Below are 19,894 nucleotides of genomic sequence, written 5' to 3' on the forward strand. Positions count from 1 at the left end.
ATGGATTGTCCGGGGGTCGACAGTCGTTCCGTTCGGCTCGTCCCCGACTCCCACTCGAAATACCGGAGCACCCTACTCGGTTCGGGGGACTGGATTCGATGGTGACGCGATTAACCAACCGCAATGAAGCCGCCTTGGCCGTGCTCGAACTGCTGGCGAACGAGGCGCCGCCGTGCCAGGTGGACGGCCTCATCCACGACGCGCGGCAGGCCGGGGCATCGGACGAGGTGCTCGACGAACTGGAGAAAGCCCGAACCCTCTCCCAAGAGGTGCACGAGCTGTTCGGCCGACGCCGCAGGCGCGAGGCGGGCCTGTCGGCGCTCATCGACATCGCCCGCGAGCTGATCGCGCCGGACGACCTCGACGCGTTGCTCTCGGTCATCCCCCGCCGGGCGCGGTTGCTCCTGGGCACCGACTCGGCGTACATCACCCTCTACGACCCGTCGCTCCCGCACGGCAGGCTGCGCACCTCCGACGGCGTCACCGTCACGCTCGCCGACCCGCCCGCCCACCAGCAGCCCGGTCCTATGTGGACGTCGGACCGCACGGCCGACGGCACGCCCTGGTCGCCGCCGGAGCTGGCGCGCGTGATGGCCGCGGACGGCGTGCACGCGTTGATCGCCGTGCCGCTCCAAGCCACGGAGCACGTGTTCGGCACCCTCTACGTGGCCGACCGCGGCATCCGCTACTTCACCCCGGACGAGGTCTCGCTGATCACGTCGCTGGCCGCGCTGGTCGAGGTGGCGATCTCGCAGGCGCACCGCATCGAGCGCGACACCGCCGCGATCACCCACCTCCGGCAGCGGCTGAACGAGGTGACCGACCGGGCCGCGGCGCTGGACGCCGTGCAACGCGACCAGAGCGCGCTGACCGACCAGGTGCTCGGCGGCGCCGACCTCGCGACGCTGGCGACCGCGGCGGCCGACGCCCTGCGCGGCACCCTCGTGGTGCTCGACCCGGCCGAACGCGTGATCACGGCGACGGGGCCCGTCGACACCCTGGCCGACCTGGACGTGCGCGAGGGGTTGCTCGACGCGCACACCGACGGCGCGCCGCGCCGGCTGGACGAGCACACCTGGATCACGCCGATCACCATCAACGGCGGCGACCACGGCGGCCTGGTGCTGCGCCGCGACCTCCCGCTCGACGACACCGCGGTCCGCCTGCTGCGCGCGACCGCGCAGAGCGTCGCGGTCGTCCGGCTGGTGGAGTCCAGCACCGTCGCGGCCGAGGGCCACGTCCGCGACGAACTGCTCGACGACCTGCTCATCCCCCGGCAGCGCTCGCCGCGCACGCTCGCCGAACGCGCCCGCAGGCTCGCCATCGACCTGTCCATGCCGCACGTGGTGGTGATCGCCCGCCCCGAGGGCGGCTCGCCGGGCCGGGCGATGGTGTGGGCGTCGTCGTACGCCTTCCGGACCGGTGGCCTGGCCAAGCCGCACGAGGGTTCGGTGGTGATGCTGCTGCCCGGCGACGACGCGACCGCGGTCGGCCGGACCGTCGCCGCCGAGCTGTCGCCGCGCCTCGGGCACCCGGTGTCGGTCGGCGCGGCGGGTCCGGCCAACGACCTCGCGGAGATCCCACGCGTGCACCGGGAAGCGGCGCGGTGCCTGGACGTGCTGACCCTCCTCGACACCCCCGGCCGGGTGGCCTCGCCGCGCGAGCTGGGTTTCCTCGGTCTGCTGCTGTCCGACGACCACGACGTCGACGGGTTCGTCGACGCGACGCTCCGGCCGGTCATCGAGTACGACCGCACGCACTACACCGAGCTGACCCGCACCTTGGAGGCGTACTTCGAGTCGGGCGGCAGCCCCACCTACGCGGCGGAATCGCTCTACGTGCACCCGAACACCGTCTCCCGCCGGTTGGCCAGGATCACCGCGTTGCTCGGCCAGGACTGGCAGGCGCCGGCCAGGGCGGTGGAGATCCAGCTCGCGCTGAAGCTGCACCGCACGCGCAAGACCTTGCTGGGTGACGACTAGCTTTCACCCTTCGAGCGGCGACAGCGGCATCCGGGTAATTCTGGGCGATGGCCGGTAATTCACACTTTCCAGTGAACACGCGAATCCTCCGACCGGGCAGGCGCAGCCTCCGACATCATGGGGACTCCGGCACCGGGCACGGCGCGGACAACGGCGGAATTCCACCTGATGTCGCGTCGTCATTTCGATGGGAGAACAAACGTGAGTCATCCTCAGGCGGCGCTGAGTCGGGTCGACCTCGTCTTCAGGTTGTTCGACGCCAACGCCTCCGGTGCGATCGAGGCGAACGACTTCGAGATCATGGCACGTCGGGTGGTCGAGGCGGCGCCGCAGTCCGACGCGGCGGCGAAGGAGGCGATGACCGCGGCGTTCCACCGCTACTGGAAGACCCTGGCCGAGGAGTTGGACGACGACCGCAACGGCCGCATCAACCGGGAGGAGTTCGAGGACAGCGTGTTGTCGCCCGAGCGGTTCGAGGCCACGATCGACGAGTTCGCCCGCTCGTTGGCCCGGTTGGGCGACCCGGACGGTGACGGCCTGATCGAGCGGCACGTGTTCACCGCGCTGATGTCGGCCATCGGGTTCGAACAGCAGAACATCGACGCGCTCTTCGACGCCCTGGAGCCCGACCCGGACGACCGGATCCCCGTGTCGACCTGGGTGAGCAGCATCCAGGAGTTCTACCGACCCGACGCGGCCGGCATCCCGGGCGACCGGTTGGTGCCGAGCGTCGCCGGATGACGGCGGAGGTCGGACTCGCCGTGGGACGGGGCACGGGCCCCGAACTCGCCGACGTCTTCGAACGGGTGGTGGACCGGCTCGGACAGCTGCACGGCGTCGAAGCGGCCATCACCCGCTCACCCCGGGTCTACCACTCCTACCACTCGTTACGCGCCGAAGCCGACGGGATCGCGGACATGCGCCGGCTCACGGAGGGCGACGCCGGGCACTACGAGCGGTTCTGCCGGGAGCTGGCCCGGCGGGGCGTCACCGCGGTGTTCCGCACGGCCGTCAACGCGCAGTCGCTGTACCTGGTGAGGCAGCGGTTGCGGGCGGTGAAGGTCGACGTGATCTCGGCGCCCGGGTCGTCGCCCGACGCGGCGCTGCTGCTCGTCCGGGACGAGGCGCAGGGCTTCTACACCGGTGAGAACCGGCACTCGCCGGGTGTGCTCACCCGCACGATGCAGTTCAGCCAGGAGATCACCGACGACGTCATCGCCCACGCCCTGGCGCGAGCGCGGCAGCAGTGGCCGGACGGCGGCGCGGACCGGATCGTCATGGCCTACAAGTTCCACCTGCTCGACGGCGCCCTCGACGACTGGGTGCGCGCCGCGGCCGAGCGCCACCGCGTGCGGATCGAGCTGAGCCAACCCGACACCGTGAACAGGAACCTGATCCAGCACGGGTTGCCGAGGCGGACGGTCGTGGTGGCCGGCAACGAGTGGGGCGACATCATGCACGTCGTCCTGCTGGACCGCTACGGCGTGGACAAGCAGGAGAACCGCTGCGCCGAGAACGTCCACCTGCACCCCGACCTGGCCGGGTTGGTGGAGTACCAGACCGTGCACGGCTCCGCCGACGACCTGGCCGGTCGCGACACCGTCAACCCGGTGGCCACCGTGCGGGCCGCGGCGACCATCGTCGAACGGCACTGCGGCGGCACGGGCGTGATCGAGTCGACGGAACGCGCGCTCGCCGCCGTGACCGCCCGCGGCGTGCGCACCCCCGACCTCGGCGGGCGGCACTCGACCACCGCCGTGGTCGACGCGCTGCTCACCGAGCTGTCCCACCGGCAGGTCGGCCGGCCAGCGAGGCTGGAGGCCGGTTCGTGACGCGGACGGCGTTGGTCGTCGTGGACCTGCAGAACGACTTCTGCACCGGACCGGTCGCGACAGCCAGGTACCGCAAGGACCCCGCGCGCCTGGACGCGGTGACGACCAACGCCGCACGCGCGGTCGAGCTGGCGCGCGACCGCGGCGTCGAGGTGGTGTTCGTCCGCTTCGTCGGCGACGTCGAGCACCAAGGCCCGAGCTGGCGCCGGCGCAACGAGCGCGGCGGCCGGACGCCGTCCTGCCTCGAAGGCACGTGGGGTGCGCGGTTCCACAAGGTCACGCCGGCGCCGGGAGAGCTCGTGGTCACCAAGCACGCGTGCTTCGACGCGTTCCTGACCTCCGGCTTCGAGCAACACCTGGTGCGGCACGACATCGAGCACCTGGTGTTCGCCGGGGTGTACGCGGACGTGTGCGTCGACTCGACCGCCCGCACCGCCTTCCAGAAGGGCTGGCACATCACCCTGCTGGTCGACTGCACCACCAGCCTGCTGCAGCGCGACGAGGACACCGTGCGGTTCATGGCCGACCTCTACGGGGCCCGCACCACCACCCACGACCGCCCCGACACGTGGTGCGAATCCTCGGACGAGAGGACGATCGGTGCTCGGTGACGGCGTCGCACTGACCGCGCTCATGGTCGCGGCGGCCCGCGCGATCGAAACCCACCTCCCGGACTCGCTGGCCCGCGACGACTACGCCGAGCACTTCGTGCGGGCCGCACCGGCGTCCACGAACTGGCCCGTGCGCCCGCACGACGTCCCGGACGGCGACGCGAACCCCCTGTGGGGCAGGCTCGCCCGCTACTTCGGACTGCGCACCAGGATGCTGGACGACGTCGTGCTCGCCGCGGGCAACCGCCAAGCCGTGCTGCTCGGCGCAGGCCTGGACACCAGGGCGTTCCGCCTCGACTGGCCACCCGACTCCGTCGTCTACGAACTCGACCAGGCCCCGGTGCTGGCCTTCAAGCAACAGGTCCTGGACACCCTCGGAGCACGCCCGCGCGTCACCCGCCACCCGGTTGCCGCGGACCTCCGCGACGACTGGGCACGACTGCTGCCCGGCTTCCGCCCGGAAGAACCCACCACGTGGCTGGCCGAAGGTCTGCTCCTGTACCTGCCCGGCGACGCCGAACACCGACTGATCGACACCGTGGACCGCCTGTCCGCACCCGGCAGCACCCTGGCCTACGAGGTCAAGCTGGTCCGGGAACACCCCGCGGTACGCGACAACCCCGTCTACACCTCGACCAAGGCCCAGACCGGCATCGACCTGCTCGCCCTGTTCAGCGACGAACCGCGACCCGACTCGGCCGCCACCCTGACCGCCCGCGGCTGGACCGCACAGGTCCACACCCCGTTCGACTTCACCCACCACCACGGACGCGGACCGCTCCCCGAACCCCACGACACCCTGGCGGCCAATCGCTGGGTCACCGCCACCAAGTCCTGACCCGTAGATCGGACGTGCCCGACCAGCACCGACGGGGTCCCGTCCGCCGTGACGCCGTCCGGGCGCAGTGTCACTTCCGCTCGCTGCTCGCGTAGGCCTCGGCCTGCGTGCGGTACAGCTCGGCATAACGTCCGCCGCGGGCCATCAGCTCATCGTGACGACCGGCCTGGACCAGCTCGCCGTGGTCCAGCACGAGGATCTGGTCGGCGTCGGCCACGGTCGAGAACCGGTGCGACACCACGACGGTCACCGCACCGGTTCTGGCCGCCAGTTCGCGGGCGCGGGCCATGTAACGGGTGAAGATGGCGTGCTCGCTGGGTGCGTCCAGGGACGCGGTCGGCTCGTCGAGGACGAACAGCAGCGGCGCGGGACGCATCGAGGAACGGGCGAGAGCCGTCTTCTGCCACTGGCCTTCGGACAGCTCGACGCCGCCGAAGTCCTGGCCCAGCTGGGTGTCGAGGCCGTCCGGCAGGCGGCCGAGGAGGACGTCCGCGTCGGCGGCGCGCACCGCCTCGCCGATGCGTGCGCGGTCGGCGATGTGCGGCAGGTCGCCCAGTCCGACGGTGGTGGCGAACGTCGTCTGGAAACGCCCGAAGTCCTGGAAGGCCGCGCTGGTGCGCTTCCGCCACTCGTCGGCGGGCAGGTCGTCCAGGTTCGTGTCATCGACCCCGATCGTGCCCGAGCCGGGCGAGTAGAACTTGCACAGCAGCTTGACCAGGGTCGTCTTGCCCGAGCCGTACTCACCCACGATCGCCACCACCGAGCCCGCCGCCAGGTGGCAGCTCACGTCGGTGAGCGTCGGGCGATCGGCGCCGGGGTAGGTGAAGCCGACCCGGTCGAACGTGATCCCGCGCCGCAGTGCCGCCGGAACGGGCCGGGTGCCGCGCTGCGCCCGCGTGGCGGCCACGTGGTCCCGCAGCCACAGGTAGGGCTCGATCACGCGGCCGCTCGCCGTCGAGTTGTTCACGTCGCGCAGGGTGTCCTGCATGGACTGCCGCAGGGTGAACGCGACCGTGACGGCCAGGACGATGTCCCCGACGGTGCCCGTGCCCGTGGTGGCCTGCCGGATCACCAGGGCGAGGCCCGCCACGAAACCCGCCGTGAACAGCGTCCAGCCGGCCAGCTTCCAGCCGGCGGCCCGCACCCTGGCCCGCAGCCGCACCCGGAAGACCTCGTTCCACGCCGCCACCTGCCGGTCCACGACCTCGTCGCCCGCGCCCGCGATCCGGAGCTCCTTGCTCGTGGCGGGTCTGGTCGCGAGGCGGAACAGGTGGCGCTGCAACCGGAAGTCCTCCGCGGTCCCGGTCTCGGCGGTGTTGACCGCGCGCTGCCCGCGGCGGTCGCACCACAACGGCGCGGCGGCGCACGGCAGCAAGGCGATCAGCCACGGGTTCGTCGTGGCGAGCAGCGCGACCAGCACCGCCAGCTTGACCACGTTGAAGCACGCCGCCACCGCGCCCCACATGCCGAACATCAGCTCCCACGAGGCGCCGCGCAGCGTGGTGACCCGGTCCAGGACGTCGGGCCGGTCCAGGTGGTCCATGCCCGGCAGGCCGACCAGGTCCGCGTGCAGCCGGTGCTGCACGTGCACGAGACCGACCCGTTCGATGAGCACGATCCACAGTCCTCCGTGGAGATCGCGCAGGTAGGCGCCTACCGCGAACACGGCCGCGGCCGTCACGGCGCCGATGACCGCGGCGGTGGTGTCGGCCGCGATCACACCGTTCACCGCCATTCGCAGGGCCAGCGCGGTCGCCGCGACCACGACGACCTGTCCGGCGTAGATCGCCAGCAGGCCGGAGGTCATCACGGGGTACAGCCGCCAGGAGAGCGCGAGCAGCTCCGCCCACAGCCGGACGTACCGCCTCACCGCGATCGGCTTCTCCGTGCTCACAGCAGTTCGTCCTCCTCGACGCGGTCGTCGAATCCGCGCTTGAAGCGGTCCGCCTGGATCTCGAAGAGCTCGGCGTAGCCACCGCCGAGCGCCATCAGCTCGTCGTGGGTGCCCGACTCACCGATGCGGCCGTCGCGCAGCAGCACGATGCGATCGGCTTGGCGCACCGTGGAAAGCCGGTGCGAGATCAGCACCACCGTCGCGTCCCCGCGGCGCGCGGCGAGCCGGTGGAAGACGTCGAACTCCGTGCCGACGTCCAGGTGTGCGGTGGGTTCGTCGAGCACCAGCACGTTCGCCCCGGTCCGCATCGCGTACAGGGCCCTGGTGAGGACGAGCTGCTGCCACTGGCCCCCGGACAGGTCCGCCCCGCCGGCGCGTTCCCGGCTCAGCGGTGTCGCCCAGCCCTCCGGCAGCCGGTCGACGACGTCGGTGAACCCCGAATCGCGGGCCGCCGCTTCGACGGTGGCCTGATCACGTGGCGCCGCGGCGTTGCCCAGCGCCACGTTGTCGGCGGCGGACAGGTGGTAGCGCACGAAGTCCTGGAACACCACCGAGACGCGCTCGCGCCAGCCGGCGGGATCGAGGTCGACGAGGTCGGTCCCGTCCGCGGTGATCCGGCCGGAGGTCGGCGGGTAGAGCCCGGCCAGCAGCTTGATCAACGTCGACTTGCCGGCCCCGTTGAGCCCCACCACGGCGAGCAGCTCACCGGGCCGGATCTCCAGGTCCAGCCCGTCCAGCACCTTCCGCTCGCTGCCGGGATAGCTGAAGCCGACGCCCTCGAACCGCACGTGCGGAAGCGCACTGATCTCGGCCGGGGACGTGAGCGCCGCGGCGGGCGCCGGCAGCTCTTCGCGCAACCGCTCCAGTGCCTTCAGGACGACGAGAGCACCCCTCACCTCACGGCTGTCGGCGCCCGCGTACCCGAACATCGCCGAGCCCGCGGCGAAGACCGCGGTCGCGACGGCCGCCGACACGGCACCTCTGGCGCCGGCCAGGGCGACCGTCACGTAGACGGTCGTCAGCGGCAGGAGCACCAAGAGGAGCCTCCGCCACTGCCCGCGCATGTTCTCCACGCCGACGGCCCACACCGGTTCGAACATCGACCGCACGTGGGCGGTGACCCGTTCGACCGCCCATCCGCCGAAACCGAAGACCCGCAGTTCCTTGCCCTCCGCCGGCGCGAAGATCGCGTCCGCCCACACCTCCGCACGCCGGCCCTGGTCCGTGCCGCCCAGCCACTTGTCGTACCACCGCATCGCGTTGCGCCGACCGATCATCGTGTGCGCCACGACAGCCGCGAGCAGCAACGGCAACACCCACCACGAGAACGCGACCAGCACCACGCCCAAGCTCACCAGGCCGACACCGTGTGCCAGCAACTTCAGCTGGGTCAACGCGCCGTCCGCCGGTGTCTTCTCCGTCCAGTTGCCGGGATCGGCTCTGGCCTCCCACACCAGGTTCCGCACATCCTCACGTTCCAGCGTCGCGAACGCGGGGCTCGTCACCGCGAGTCGGGCGACCTCCGCCCGGTGCGCCCCGTCGATCCGCGCGGCGGCGAGGAAGAACAACGGCTCCTGCGCCACCTCCAACACGTGCCCGAGCAGCAGCACCGCGCCGAACACGACCAGCGGAACCACCGCGCCGGCCAGGAAACCCGCGCCGGCCCCGTCCGCGACCCGCCCCACCAACATCGCCATCGCGACCGCGGAGACAGCGGGAACAAGGCTCGCGACGACGGTCACCACGACGATCACCAGCAGCAGCCCGGGCCCCGCCCCGGCCAGGACGCGCAGCAACAGGGCACGCTCTCGGAGCGCGTTGTACATCTCGGCCCTCACCTGTTGATTCGATTGACATCGACGACTGCCATGAAGGTGCGCGGTATCGCCGTGACGGTTTTCGGAAATTACAGGCGACCCCATCGTCGCGTTCGACTCGAATCCACGATGCCTACGACTTCGCCAAAGGGTGGACTTATGGCACCGGCACTGCCTTCTTCGTCCCAGAAACCAATTCTTCCCCACGATCCATGTCGAATCGAAGCGCTTCACCTGCTTGGAGGCTAGCCCTGCCCTTTCACGCCCGTCAACTCGTTTACCGCTGGCGCAGCAGTACCGGCCTCGCACGAACCCGGACTGCCAGAACTATGAGGATCGGCAGTCGATTTTGAAGTCCTGCGGATCTGCGTGCGCCTCACGGCGATGACACGATGATCAGTCGCGGTTCCCGCGAAGGCGTTGCGGCGATCGGCGCACGACGCGGGCGGGTCGGGCACGCGGGGTGCGCGTGCCCGACCCGTCACGACAGGAGACGTCGGGAGATCAGCCCTCGATCAGCACCGAGAGCACCGAGTCGTAGGCCAACTTCTTGTTGTAGTAGCGGTCGAACAGCAGCGGGGTCTGGCTGACCCGCCACGAGAACTTGTCCGTCACGCCGCTCAACGTGATCACCGTGCAGCGCGACACCTCGACGCACGCGCGGACGGCCTGGGCGTACGAGTCGGCCTGTGCGGCGCCCGAGCCGGCGATGTCCAGTTCGGTGAGGTGCACGTCGACGTCGAGGTCGGCGAAGCGCTGGAGGTTGGCCCGCATGTCGGCCGGCACGGCGCCGCTGGTCAGGTGCGCCTGGAAGCCGACGCAGTCGATCGGCACGCCGCGCGACTTGAAGTCCTTCACCATGGCGTAGACGGCGTCGGACTTCGGGTTCACCCCCTCGATGAAGTAGTCGCTGTAGCAGAGCTTCGCGGTGGGATCGGCCGCCCTGGTGGCCCGGAAGGCTTCCTCGACCCAGGCGTCGCCGAGCAGCCGCTGGAACACCGAGTTGCGTCGTGCGGCCCTACTGGTGTCGTCGAACGCCTCGTTGGCCACGTTCCAGTAGGCGACGCGGCCGCTGAAGTGGCCCGCGACGTTGGAGATGTGGTTGCGCACCGCGGTCAGCAGTTGGCTGGGCGAGTTCATGTTCTGCACCCACGCCGGCAGTTGGCTGTGCCAGACCAGCGCGTGGCCGCGCACCGTCATGCCCTGGCTCTCGGCGTGGCTGACGAGTCGGTCCGCGGCGGCGTAGTTGAACAACCCGCGGTTCGGCTCGACGAAGTCCCACTTCATCTCGTTGTCCGGCGTGAGCTGGCTGAACTCCCGGTTCAACGTGGTGACGTAGTCCGGATCGCCGAGCAGGTTCGCCCCGACCGCGGCGCCGAACAAGCGTCCGCTGATCGATGCGGCGTCCTTCAGAGTGCCGGCCGTGGTGCTCGCCGTCGTGCTCGCGGCGGCGTTCGGCGCCACCACCAGGGCGGCCACCACAGGCACGATGGCCAGCACGGTCCCGAGCGACTTCCTCATGCTTCCTCCGTTGATCATCGTCGACCCGGCGGCGGAGTGGAAAGTTTTGCCATCATGACAGAAACTTTCGATACCCGGCTGTTCGAGAACTTTGGCGTTCACGGGCGGTCAGGCCCGTACCAGGAGCAGCACGGCGGGAGCATCTGCCGCCAACGAGAACTCGCACGCTGACCGCTGTTTGGCGCGTGACGCACGGTCGGGTGGAGTTCGCGTCCGGCGCCGGCGGTCGGGCCCCGGTCCCGCCTACGTTCGTCCGCAGGTCGCCGGATCGGCGACGGCGCTGAACGGACCCGGCGAGGTGGGATCGCAGTGGTGACGACGGCGAGCCGAGGACGCGGCCTGCTCGTGGCGGCGGTAGCCGTGATGGTCTGCGCGGGGGCTCCTATGCCCGCCGCCGCGCAGGAGCCCGTGCCGACGGTGTTCTTCGGCGACTCCCACACCGCCAACTTCGGCATCGCCCCCGTCTTCGAGGCCTGGGACCCGCAGGAGTACTACTGCTTCCGGTCCGAGGAGAACTACCCGGCGGTGGTGGCCAAGGAACTCGCCGCGCAGGGCATCACGCTCGACGTCGCCTCCGACCGCTCCTGCAGCGCCGCGCTCATCGAGCACTTCTGGACCAGTCAGCCCTTGCCGGGCGGCGAGAGCAAGCCACCCCAGCAGGAGGCCCTGGGCCACGGGACCAGGCTCGTGGTCGGCAGCCTCGGCGACAACACCCTCGGCTTCGTCCAGATCCTCCAGCAGTGCTCCCGACGCCTCCGCGAGCTGGGCGAGACGCTGCCCGGCGACCCGGTCGACCCCGACGACCCGGCCGAGCGGTGCGCCGCCTTCTTCACCGTCGGCGACGGCAGGCGATGGCTCGACTCCCGGTTCGCGACGGTCGCGGAGGAGCTGGAGCGGTTGTTCGACACGATCGGCGCCTACTCCCCGGACGCCGAGACGGTGCTGGTCGGCTACCCGCGAATCGTGCCCGCCGACATCGTCAAGTGCCAGACCCCCGCACCCGGGCAGACCGACAAGCCGCTGGCCGACATCCCGACCGAAGCCCTGCCCGTGTTCGACAACATCCTGGAACGCCTCAACGACCTGATGCGCGCCAAGACCGACGACGCCGGAGCCGTGTTCGTCGACCTCTACACCGTCACCGGCGCCAACACCGCCTGCGACGGCGACCACCGCGGCATCGGCGGCCTGTTCGAGAACTCCCAGCTCAACTTCGGCACCACGCCGCTGCCCTGGGTCCTGCACCCCAACACCCGCGGACGGGACCTCCAGGCCCACCACGTCGCCACCGCCATCCGGCAAGCCCTCGACAGCTGACCTCCACCTGTGCCGACGCTCGTCGGCGAGGCGTTCGCGGCCTTGAGCGCAGGGCGCCAGGCGGCGTTCACGGCGCCGCGCCTCGTGCTGATGACCGAGGTGCAGCGACGCGTCGTGGACGAAGCCCTGCCGGCGGGCGCCGACACGCGGGACGGCCTGCGCCGGTTCCTGCGCGCCACACTCCACGAGCTGACCACCAGTCCACTGTGGAGCAGGCTGATGAGCCACCCAGACGAGATGCGCGCGGTCGCCGGAAAACTCGACCCCGTACGGGTCACCGCGACCAGCTGCTCGACCTCGACCACGTCGTCGGCGTGTTCATGATGGACCGGCGCCCCCACGCCTTGGCCGAAGAAGCCGCCGCCAGTCTGACGTCCAAGGGCCGCACCCTCGCCGTCATCAGCCTGGGCGACGACCGGTGGAGCAGCGGCCGTGCGTCGGGTCGACGGGTGTCACTTCTCGGCGGTGCCGGGTTTCACGCTGATGGACTCCTGGTAGACGTCCGCGTAGGTGCGCGAGTCCTTGATCAGGTCGTCGCAGAAGGCGGCGACGTCGTCACCGATGAGTTCCAGGACTCCCTTGCCGGCCGTGGCGCCCTCCTCGAAGAAGTCGACGAGCCCGGAGAGCAGGGTCCCGTCGGTCAGGTCGACCGGTCCGACCTTGATGAAGTACCGCTGGACCTCCTGGTAGACGATCCGGTAGTCCGGCGGCAGCGCCTTGACCCGCGCCAGGTGCGCCCGCCACTGCTTCTTGCCCTCGATGATGTCCTGAATGCCCACGTCAGCCTCCCAGCCGGGCCAGTTTCCGCGCGACGTTCCTGTTCAACTGCTCGCGCCACCGGTCGCGATAGGTCCGAGCCCCTGCCCCGCCGGCCAACGCCGCGCAGAAGCCCTTGATGTCGTCGCCCAGCACCTCGTGGATGCCCTGACCGTCGGCCGCGGTCTCTTCGAGCAGCCCCAGGGCGCCGTCGAGGATCGGCATCAGGTTCCGACCGGTGAAACTCCCGTAGGGGAAGAGATGGCCCACGACCTCTCCCCACGCCGCCCGGTAGTCGGCGGGCAACGCCTCTGCCCGGACTTGGAACGCCTTCCACTCCCTGGTGAGATCGCTGCCCGTGATGGTCTCCCAGAAGTTCATCTCCCGCCCTCCCTCAGCTTGTCGAGCCGTGACGCGATGTACTCCCACTTCGCCCAGAACGTCGCGAGTCGGTCGCGCCCCGCGTCGTTGAGCGTGTAGAACTTGCGCGGCGGGCCCACTTCGGACGGTCGTTTCCGCACCTCGACGAGCCCGTTCTTCTCCAGTCGCAGCAGGATGGTGTAGACCGTCCCCTCGACGACGTCGGCGAAGCCGAGCTCGTTCAGCCGCCGCGTGATGGCGTACCCGTAGGTCTCCTCGCTGCCGATGATCTCGAGCACGCAGCCCTCCAGCGTGCCCTTCAACATCTCCGTCAGGTCGTCCACCGCGCGCCCTCTTCGATCCGTCCGGTACTCGGTGCCACCCAGTACCACTACACGGTACCACCGAGTAGTGGGCGCCTCCCACCGATCAGGCGAACCTGCACCACCGGCTCTACTCAGCTTGACTAGGTACCGGTAGTCAGCAACACTGAGTAGGAGCGGAAGGAGGTGTCGCCATGGGCAAGCAGATAACGGAGATGCTCAAGGGAACGTTGGAGGGCATCGTCCTCGCGATCCTGGCCGGCCGGTCCGCGTACGGCTACGAGATCACGGCGTGGCTGCGGGACCAGGGCTTCTCCGACATCGCCGAGGGCACCGTCTACGCCTTGCTCATCAGGATCGAGCGGCGCGGCCTCGTCGACGTGGAGAAGGTCCCGTCCGAGAAGGGGCCGCCGCGCAAGGTCTACTCCCTGAACGCCCAGGGACAGGAGTACCTCGAAGAGTTCTGGAGGACGTGGAGCTTCCTCGCGGAACGACTGGACAAGCTCCGTGAAGGAGGCAACCGACCATGAACCTCTCGGATCTCGCCACGAAGGTGATCGGCGACAAACGGCGCTGGCGGGCGTACAAGGCGCGCGTGCGGGCGCTGCCGCCGAACTACCGCACGGCGGTCGACGCGCTCGAGCGGTACCTGATGTTCTTCGGGGCGTCCGACGGCGACGGCGCGGCGTCGATGTTCGAGGACATGGCCGACCTGTTCGAACGAGCCGCGGCGGACGGCACCCCGATCCGCGAGATCGTCGGCGAGGACCCCGTGGAGTTCGTCGAGGCGTTCCTGGCGAACTACACCAAGGGCGGCTGGGTCACCAAGGAACGGGAACGGCTCAGCAACCGCATCAAGAAGGCCGAAGAAGCATCCGGGGAGACCTCGTCATGACGGACGGAACGACCACCGAGCCCGTGATCCGCGTGCGGGGCCTCAAGAAGTCCTACAAGGCGGTGGAGGTGCTGCGCGGCGTGGACTTCGACGTGGCGCGCGGCAGCATCTTCGCACTGCTCGGTTCCAACGGCGCGGGCAAGACGACGGCCGTGAAGATCCTGTCCACGCTGCTCAGAGCCGACGCGGGCGAGGTGAGCGTCAACGGCTTCGACGTCGCCGCGCGAGCCGCGGACGTGCGGGAGTCCATCAGCCTCACCGGGCAGTTCGCCGCCGTCGACGAAATCCTCAGCGGGCGCGAGAACCTCGTGCTCGTCGCCCGGCTCCGTCACCTCGACGACCCGCGCGGGATCGCCGACGACCTGCTGAGGCGCTTCTCGTTGACCGACGCCGGCGCGCGGAAGGTGTCGACGTACTCCGGTGGCATGCGCCGCCGGCTCGACATCGCGATGAGCCTCGTCGGCAACCCACCGGTCATCTTCCTCGACGAGCCGACGACCGGGCTCGACCCCCAGGGGCGCATCGAGGTGTGGCAGGCCGTCAAGGAACTCGCCGCCCAGGGCACGACCGTGCTGCTCACGACCCAGTACCTGGACGAGGCCGAACAACTCGCCGACCGGATCGCGATCCTCCACGAGGGCCGGATCATCGTGAACGACGCCCTCGCCGAGCTGAAGAAGCTGCTCCCACCCGCCGAGGTCGAGTACGTCGAGAAGCAGCCGAAGCTGGAAGACGTCTTCCTCGCGCTCGTCGGCGACAAGAAGTAGGGAAACGATGATGGCCAAGCACTTCCTCGGCGACACGAACGTCCTGCTGGGACGATCCCTGCGCCACATCACCCGCAGCCCCGACACGATCATCACCACCGCGATCATGCCGATCGCCATGATGCTGATGTTCGTCTACGTGTTCGGCGGTGCGATCGACACCGGTTCGGACTCCTACGTGCAGTACATGCTGCCCGGCATCCTGCTCATCACCGTCGCCTCGGGCATCTCCTACACCGCGTTCCGGCTCTTCCTGGACATGAAAGGAGGCATCTTCGAGCGGTTCCAGTCCATGCCCATCGCGCGGTCGTCCGTGCTGTGGGCGCACGTCCTCACCTCGCTGGTCGCCAACCTGATCTCGCTGGTGGTCGTCCTGCTCGTGGCGCTGCTGATGGGCTTCCGGACGAGCGCGGGCGTGGCCGAGTGGCTCGCGGTCGCGGGCATCCTGTTCCTGTTCACCCTGGCGTTGACGTGGCTCGCCGTCATCCCCGGCCTCACCGCGAAATCCGTCGACGGCGCGAGCGCGTTCTCCTACCCGCTCATCTTCCTGCCGTTCCTCAGCTCCGCCTTCGTGCCGACCGACACCATGCCCGGCCCCGTGCGCGCGTTCGCCGAGCACCAGCCGGTCACCTCCATCGTCAACACCATCCGCGGCCTGTTCACCCAGCAGCCCATCGGCGGCGACATCTGGCTCGCCCTCGCCTGGTGCGTCGGCATCCTCGTCGTCGCCTACGTCTTCGCCGCGGTCACGTACCGCCGCAAGATTTCCTAGCTGCCGCGATCCGGAGCGGTCAACGACTCCGGCGGCAAGCGACCAGCCTCACCCCACAACGCCCTCGCCCCTTGCGGGCCTGTTCGGCGTGCCCGCACGCGGTGACTGCCCGGTGTCAGCACGGTGACTGCCCCGTGTCAGGGCGGCGAGCGATCGTGTCTCCAGTAACCCCAGATCAGACTTATCGGAAGGAAAGCGCCATGCCAGGCACGAGGATCTCAGGCGTCGAGGACGGCTGGGGCAAGGTCGCCGACGTGTTCCGGGCGAACTTCGAGGGCGACCCCGGCGAAGTGGGCGCGGCGTGCAGCGTCTACGTCGACGGCCGCCCCGTGGTCGACCTGTGGGACGGCCTCGCCGACCGCAAGAACAACCGACCGTGGACCGGGGACACCGTCGCCCAGGTCGCGTCGACCACGAAGGGCGCGACCGCGATCTGCGCGCACCTGCTGGTCCAGCGCGGACTGCTGGACCTCGACGCCCCGGTCGTCCGGTACTGGCCGGAGTTCGGCGCGCACGGCAAGGACCGGATCACCGTGCGTTGGCTGCTGTCGCACCAGGCCGGTCTGCCGATCGTCGACGGACCGCTGACGTTCGAGCAGGCGTGCGACTGGGACCCGGTCATCCGCGCCCTCGAAACGCAGCAGCCGCTGTGGGAGCCGGGCACCGAGCACGTCTACCACGCCGTCACCTACGGCTTCCTGGTCGGCGAGGTCGTGCGCCGGATCACCGGCAAGTCCCTCGGCACGTTCTTCGCCGAGGAAGTCGCCGCCCCGCTCGGGCTGAGCGCCTGGATCGGCCTGCCCGCGGAGCACGAGCCGCGGGTGGCCGACTTCGAGGACGCCGCGCCGTTCACCCTGGAAGAACTGCTCGCCGGCATGATCGCGACGACCGGCCTCGACGCCGACACTGTCACCACGTGGGTCCAGTCGATGTGGAGCCCCGACGCGGTCCAGATGCACGCCGGCGTGCTCGGCGGCGCCATGGACCCCGCGACCGGCTACTTCCGGACCCGCGAGTGGCGGGCGGCGGAGTTCCCGGCCGCGAACATGGTCGCCGACGCACACTCCCTGGCCCGCATGTACGCCGCCACGGTCAGCGACGTCGACGGCGTGCGACTGCTCGACCCGACGACGGTCGAGACGATGACCGCCATCCAGACCGACAAGACCCGCATGTACGGGCTGCCGCCCGGCCTGGACATCCCCGCCGAGCGCTCCTTCAACATGTCACTCGGCTTCTGGCGCGCCTGCCCTCCGCTGCCCATGGTCGGCCCCGGCTCGTTCGGCCACCCCGGTTCGGGCGGGTCGATCGCGTTCGGCGACCCCGACGCCCGCGTCGGCTTCGGCTACGTCACCAACCTCTGGAACTACCGCCCCGACGACCCGCGGGCGACGGCGCTGGCCGCGGCCGTCCGGTCCTGCCTGGGGTGACGGGCGCACCGGAGCTGAGCCGTGCCCCCGCCTCTCGCTGGAGGCGGGGGCACGGTGGCGGCAGCGCGTGGACTTGTCGGAGCACCCGCTGCCGGTTCATGAGGGCTACTTCGACGGTGCGATCAGCCCGGAGCCGCCTGCCCGCGCGGCGTCGAAGCGGCGGGTCACGTCGGCCCAGTTCACCAGCGACCACAGCTTCTGCACGTAATCCGGCCGCACGTTGCGGTACTGCAGGTAGTAGGCGTGCTCCCACGCGTCGAACACCAACACCGGGGTGGTGTTCATGCCGACGTTGCCGTGGTGGTCGTAGACCTGCTCCACGACCAGGCGCTGCGACAACGGCTCCCACGCGAGCACACCCCAGCCCGAGCCCTGCACCAGCGTGGTGGTGGCCGAGAGCTGCTTGGCGAACGCGTCGAACGAGCCGAAGTGCTCGTCGATCGCCGCCGACAGCTCGCCCTCGGGCCGGTCACCGCCGTCCGGGCTCAGGTTGTCCCAGAACATCGTGTGCAGCACGTGCCCGGACAGGTTGAACGCGAACGTCTTCTCCAACCCGACGATCCCGGAGAAGTCGTCCTTCTCCCGCGTCTCCGCCAGCCGCTCCAGCATGTCGTTGGCGCCCTTGACATACGCGGCGTGGTGCTTGCTGTGGTGCAGTTCCAGGATCTCCCCGGTGATCGCGGGCTCCAGCGCCGCGTAGTCGTAGGGCAGGTCCGGCAGCACGTACTGACTCATCAGTCTCCCCAGGCAACCTCGTGATCTATTGCCAGTCTTCCGCAATAGCAAGTTTCTGGCAACTAGGCACCGTGGCGACTTCGTCCGTCTGAGCGAGGGTTCGGGTTTGTGGTTGACATGGGGCCGGCGTGGTCCCCATCGTCTGTAGCCATGGTCACGCGCCGGGCAGTGCTCCTGCGGTCGACGTTGCCGGTCCTCGTCGCCGCCGTGGTGGCGGTCTTGGGTGGCCTCCCAGCGGGGCACGCCCGCGCCGAGTCGCCCTCGGTGGTCGTGGACCACGGCGGCACGGACTACGCGGTCATGCCCGGCTCGGGAAGCGCGGTGGTCCGGGTGTCGCTGTCCGGCCCGCCGGCCACCACGACGACCTTGACCGTCGCGTGGGTCGAGGCGGGCACGACGGCGCCGGTGTTCGTCAGCTCACGCCGCAAGCTGACCTTCACCGCGGCCGACTGGAACGTGCCGCGGCCGGTCAGGATCATTTCGCTGCGCGACTTCGGCCCGGGTGCGTTCAGCGTGACGGGACCGGGCGTGACGGGCGGGGTGATCCGGGTCTACTCCAGCACGATGCCGTTGCCGCCCAACGTGAACCGGAGCTGCGCGGTCACCGGCACCACCACCAACTCGTGGCCGGGCGGCTACACCACCACGGCCACCGTGACCAACGTGGGCACGGGCCCCTTGACGGACTGGACCGTGACCGCGCTGTTCGACGGTGACGAGCAGGTCGTCGCCGCCGGGTCCGGCGAGTGGGGCCAGTACGGCCGGGGCGCGGCCATCGCCGCACCGATGGGCCAGCGACCGCTGGCACCCGGCGCGTCGGCGACCATCGGCTTCCAGGTCCGGTTCGCCCACCGGGCCGGCGGTCCGTGGCTGCGCTGCACACCCGAGCCGTACCTGTTGCCGGCCCCTCCCACCACGACCACCAGTTCGCGCTGAGGCCAGCCGGACCTGTTCACACAGCGAGCCTGACTGCGGGCCGCTGGGCTCGACCATCCCGCTGGCGAGCGGCTCCCACCGGAGTCGACGGCACGGTCCGTGTTCGGCCGCGACGCCGTCACCTCCCGTTCGTGGACGTCTCACTCGCACGGTCGGTTTCGCCCGCTGTCCACAGCAGGGTGCGGCATCAGCTGCCTACCGTCCAACGGTGTCGGTGTCGCCAACATGAGCACGGAGGCGGGGATGGACGTCGGGTGGTCTGGCAAAGCGGCGGCGGTCGCGGCGGCGGGACTGTTGCTGACCGGTGTGGTCAGCGCCGGAAGTGCCGGGGCGGTACCGCAGACGCGGGTGATGTTCTCGCTCGAGTTCGCCAACGCCGGTGAGTCCGGCGACCCCGAGCCGTACGGGGCGGTGGTCCTGCGGCTGTCCGACCGGGACAGGTTGCTGTGGCGTCAAGGGCCCGCCGAGGACATCCCGTCCCAGTGGCGGTACCCGGCGACCGGTTTCGCCGTGGAGGAGGTGGAGTTCCCCGAGGACGCCGTCAACGAGGTGTGCGCCTACGTCCGCGAGCGCGACGAGGACTCCGACGACGACCAGCTCGCCGCCGGCTGCCTGCCCTACCGCGGCCACTACGAGCCCTACGTGATCGAGGGCCAGGACGGCCAGGTGACCGTCAACATCTATGGCATCGGCTGAGCGAATCCGCATCCCCGAACAGTGCGCCGGGACACCGCCGGATCGGGGAAACCATTACGACCAGGGAGACGGCAATGATCCTTACCGCATCGAAGGTGTTGTCGACGGGGCTGCTCCTCGCGGCCGCCGGAGTCCTGGCGCCGGGGACGGCGACGGCCGCACCCGCGCCCAGGGACTTCGGCGACTGCATGGACATCGCCGTGGGCGAGCACGACGCCGACCCGTGGATCGCCCACGACGCCTGCGACTCCCCCGAGTTGACCACCTGCTACCGCATCCTCCGCGACGCCTACGGCCGCCAGCCCTGGATCCTCGACGCCTGCAAAGCCCGAACCGAATGACTCCTGCACCCTGGCGGGCCACGAACGGCGAGAGGCCCTTCGGTTCCGCACGGCCCGCCGGCAAGCGATCG

The 19,894-nt window shown here is 70.0% G+C and carries 22 protein-coding genes; 15 read left to right on the top strand and 7 right to left on the bottom strand.

Going from position 1 to position 19,894, the window contains the following annotated elements; translation table 11 throughout:
• Positions 1-101 precede the first annotated feature (101 nt).
• The 5 genes from ADK67_RS31410 (at position 102) to ADK67_RS31430 (ending at position 5,263) form a co-directional block, all read left to right on the top strand.
• Positions 102-1,982 carry a helix-turn-helix domain-containing protein gene (locus ADK67_RS31410; protein WP_197289702.1) on the top strand — a complete coding sequence of 627 codons (1,881 nt, stop codon included), beginning with the start codon at positions 102-104 and terminating at the stop codon, positions 1,980-1,982.
• Positions 1,983-2,183: 201 nt separating this feature from the next.
• A complete protein-coding gene (locus ADK67_RS31415; RefSeq protein WP_231648429.1) occupies positions 2,184-2,723 on the top strand; it encodes an EF-hand domain-containing protein in 540 nt (179 codons plus the stop codon).
• A complete protein-coding gene (locus ADK67_RS31420) occupies positions 2,720-3,814 on the top strand; it encodes an isocitrate/isopropylmalate family dehydrogenase (protein ID WP_053720168.1) in 1,095 nt (364 codons plus the stop codon). The genes ADK67_RS31415 and ADK67_RS31420 overlap by 4 nt, the downstream gene beginning before the upstream one ends.
• A complete protein-coding gene (locus ADK67_RS31425) occupies positions 3,811-4,425 on the top strand; it encodes a cysteine hydrolase family protein (protein ID WP_053720169.1) in 615 nt (204 codons plus the stop codon). Before ADK67_RS31420 ends, ADK67_RS31425 begins: the two co-directional genes overlap by 4 nt.
• A complete protein-coding gene (locus tag ADK67_RS31430) occupies positions 4,415-5,263 on the top strand; it encodes an SAM-dependent methyltransferase (protein WP_053720170.1) in 849 nt (282 codons plus the stop codon). Before ADK67_RS31425 ends, ADK67_RS31430 begins: the two co-directional genes overlap by 11 nt.
• A 70-nt stretch (positions 5,264-5,333) precedes the next feature.
• Here the strand turns inward: ADK67_RS31430 and ADK67_RS31435 are convergent, their stop codons facing one another.
• From ADK67_RS31435 to ADK67_RS31445, 3 genes are all read right to left on the bottom strand, one after another.
• On the bottom strand, positions 5,334-7,157 hold the full coding sequence (locus ADK67_RS31435; protein WP_197289703.1) for an ABC transporter ATP-binding protein: 1,824 nt from the start codon (positions 7,155-7,157) through the stop codon (positions 5,334-5,336).
• The gene (locus ADK67_RS31440) at positions 7,154-9,079 is read right to left on the bottom strand and encodes an ABC transporter ATP-binding protein (protein ID WP_442974213.1); all 1,926 of its coding nucleotides are present in this window, start codon (positions 9,077-9,079) and stop codon (positions 7,154-7,156) included. Before ADK67_RS31440 ends, ADK67_RS31435 begins: the two co-directional genes overlap by 4 nt.
• Before the next feature lie 399 nt (positions 9,080-9,478).
• Complete coding sequence (locus tag ADK67_RS31445; protein ID WP_053720172.1) at positions 9,479-10,495, bottom strand: endo-1,4-beta-xylanase; 1,017 nt, start codon at positions 10,493-10,495, stop codon at positions 9,479-9,481.
• A 312-nt stretch (positions 10,496-10,807) separates the two neighbouring features.
• Here ADK67_RS31445 and ADK67_RS31450 point away from each other — a divergent pair, with 312 nt between their 5' ends.
• Complete coding sequence (locus ADK67_RS31450; protein ID WP_157620955.1) at positions 10,808-11,812, top strand: SGNH/GDSL hydrolase family protein; 1,005 nt, start codon at positions 10,808-10,810, stop codon at positions 11,810-11,812.
• Positions 11,813-11,821: 9 nt separating this feature from the next.
• Complete coding sequence (locus tag ADK67_RS31455) at positions 11,822-12,136, top strand: hypothetical protein (protein WP_053720174.1); 315 nt, start codon at positions 11,822-11,824, stop codon at positions 12,134-12,136.
• A 128-nt stretch (positions 12,137-12,264) separates the two neighbouring features.
• On the opposite strand, the gene ADK67_RS31460 is transcribed toward ADK67_RS31455, so the two are convergent.
• The 3 genes from ADK67_RS31460 to ADK67_RS31470 are packed head-to-tail and all read right to left on the bottom strand — an operon-like array spanning position 12,265 to position 13,272.
• Positions 12,265-12,591: a DUF1048 domain-containing protein gene (locus tag ADK67_RS31460; RefSeq protein ID WP_053720175.1), complete on the bottom strand. Its 327-nt coding sequence runs from the start codon at positions 12,589-12,591 to the stop codon at positions 12,265-12,267.
• 1 nt (position 12,592) lies between these two features.
• Positions 12,593-12,949 (bottom strand): DUF1048 domain-containing protein, encoded by a 357-nt coding sequence (locus ADK67_RS31465; RefSeq protein ID WP_053720176.1) that lies wholly within the window; start codon positions 12,947-12,949, stop codon positions 12,593-12,595.
• A complete protein-coding gene (locus ADK67_RS31470) occupies positions 12,946-13,272 on the bottom strand; it encodes a PadR family transcriptional regulator (RefSeq protein WP_053720177.1) in 327 nt (108 codons plus the stop codon). The genes ADK67_RS31465 and ADK67_RS31470 overlap by 4 nt, the downstream gene beginning before the upstream one ends.
• A 173-nt stretch (positions 13,273-13,445) precedes the next feature.
• On the opposite strand from ADK67_RS31470, the gene ADK67_RS31475 reads away from it, so the two are divergent.
• The 5 genes from ADK67_RS31475 (at position 13,446) to ADK67_RS31495 (ending at position 17,115) form a co-directional block, all read left to right on the top strand.
• Positions 13,446-13,781: a PadR family transcriptional regulator gene (locus tag ADK67_RS31475; RefSeq protein WP_053720178.1), complete on the top strand. Its 336-nt coding sequence runs from the start codon at positions 13,446-13,448 to the stop codon at positions 13,779-13,781.
• Entirely contained in the window at positions 13,778-14,146 is a 369-nt protein-coding gene (locus ADK67_RS31480; protein WP_053720179.1) for a DUF1048 domain-containing protein, read from the top strand. Before ADK67_RS31475 ends, ADK67_RS31480 begins: the two co-directional genes overlap by 4 nt.
• Positions 14,143-14,913, top strand: coding sequence for an ABC transporter ATP-binding protein (locus tag ADK67_RS31485; protein ID WP_053720180.1), 771 nt, complete (start codon positions 14,143-14,145; stop codon positions 14,911-14,913). The genes ADK67_RS31480 and ADK67_RS31485 overlap by 4 nt, the downstream gene beginning before the upstream one ends.
• Before the next feature lie 10 nt (positions 14,914-14,923).
• Positions 14,924-15,685, top strand: a complete 762-nt coding sequence (locus tag ADK67_RS31490; protein ID WP_053720181.1) for an ABC transporter permease — start codon at positions 14,924-14,926, stop codon at positions 15,683-15,685.
• Between the two features lie 200 nt (positions 15,686-15,885).
• Positions 15,886-17,115, top strand: a complete 1,230-nt coding sequence (locus ADK67_RS31495) for a serine hydrolase domain-containing protein (protein ID WP_053720182.1) — start codon at positions 15,886-15,888, stop codon at positions 17,113-17,115.
• A gap of 105 nt (positions 17,116-17,220) precedes the next feature.
• Here the strand turns inward: ADK67_RS31495 and ADK67_RS31500 are convergent, their stop codons facing one another.
• Complete coding sequence (locus ADK67_RS31500; RefSeq protein ID WP_053720183.1) at positions 17,221-17,850, bottom strand: superoxide dismutase; 630 nt, start codon at positions 17,848-17,850, stop codon at positions 17,221-17,223.
• 150 nt (positions 17,851-18,000) lie between these two features.
• Between ADK67_RS31500 and ADK67_RS31505 the strand changes: the two genes are divergently transcribed.
• From ADK67_RS31505 to ADK67_RS31515, 3 genes are all read left to right on the top strand, one after another.
• Positions 18,001-18,786: a cellulose binding domain-containing protein gene (locus tag ADK67_RS31505; RefSeq protein ID WP_053720184.1), complete on the top strand. Its 786-nt coding sequence runs from the start codon at positions 18,001-18,003 to the stop codon at positions 18,784-18,786.
• Between the two features lie 225 nt (positions 18,787-19,011).
• A complete protein-coding gene (locus ADK67_RS31510; RefSeq protein ID WP_157620957.1) occupies positions 19,012-19,482 on the top strand; it encodes a hypothetical protein in 471 nt (156 codons plus the stop codon).
• Between the two features lie 74 nt (positions 19,483-19,556).
• Positions 19,557-19,823 (top strand): hypothetical protein, encoded by a 267-nt coding sequence (locus tag ADK67_RS31515; RefSeq protein ID WP_053720186.1) that lies wholly within the window; start codon positions 19,557-19,559, stop codon positions 19,821-19,823.
• Positions 19,824-19,894: the final 71 nt, after the last annotated feature.

Origin of the sequence: Saccharothrix sp. NRRL B-16348 (assembly GCF_001280085.1) — a bacterium.
In the GTDB taxonomy this organism is placed as follows: Bacteria; Actinomycetota; Actinomycetes; order Mycobacteriales; family Pseudonocardiaceae; genus Actinosynnema.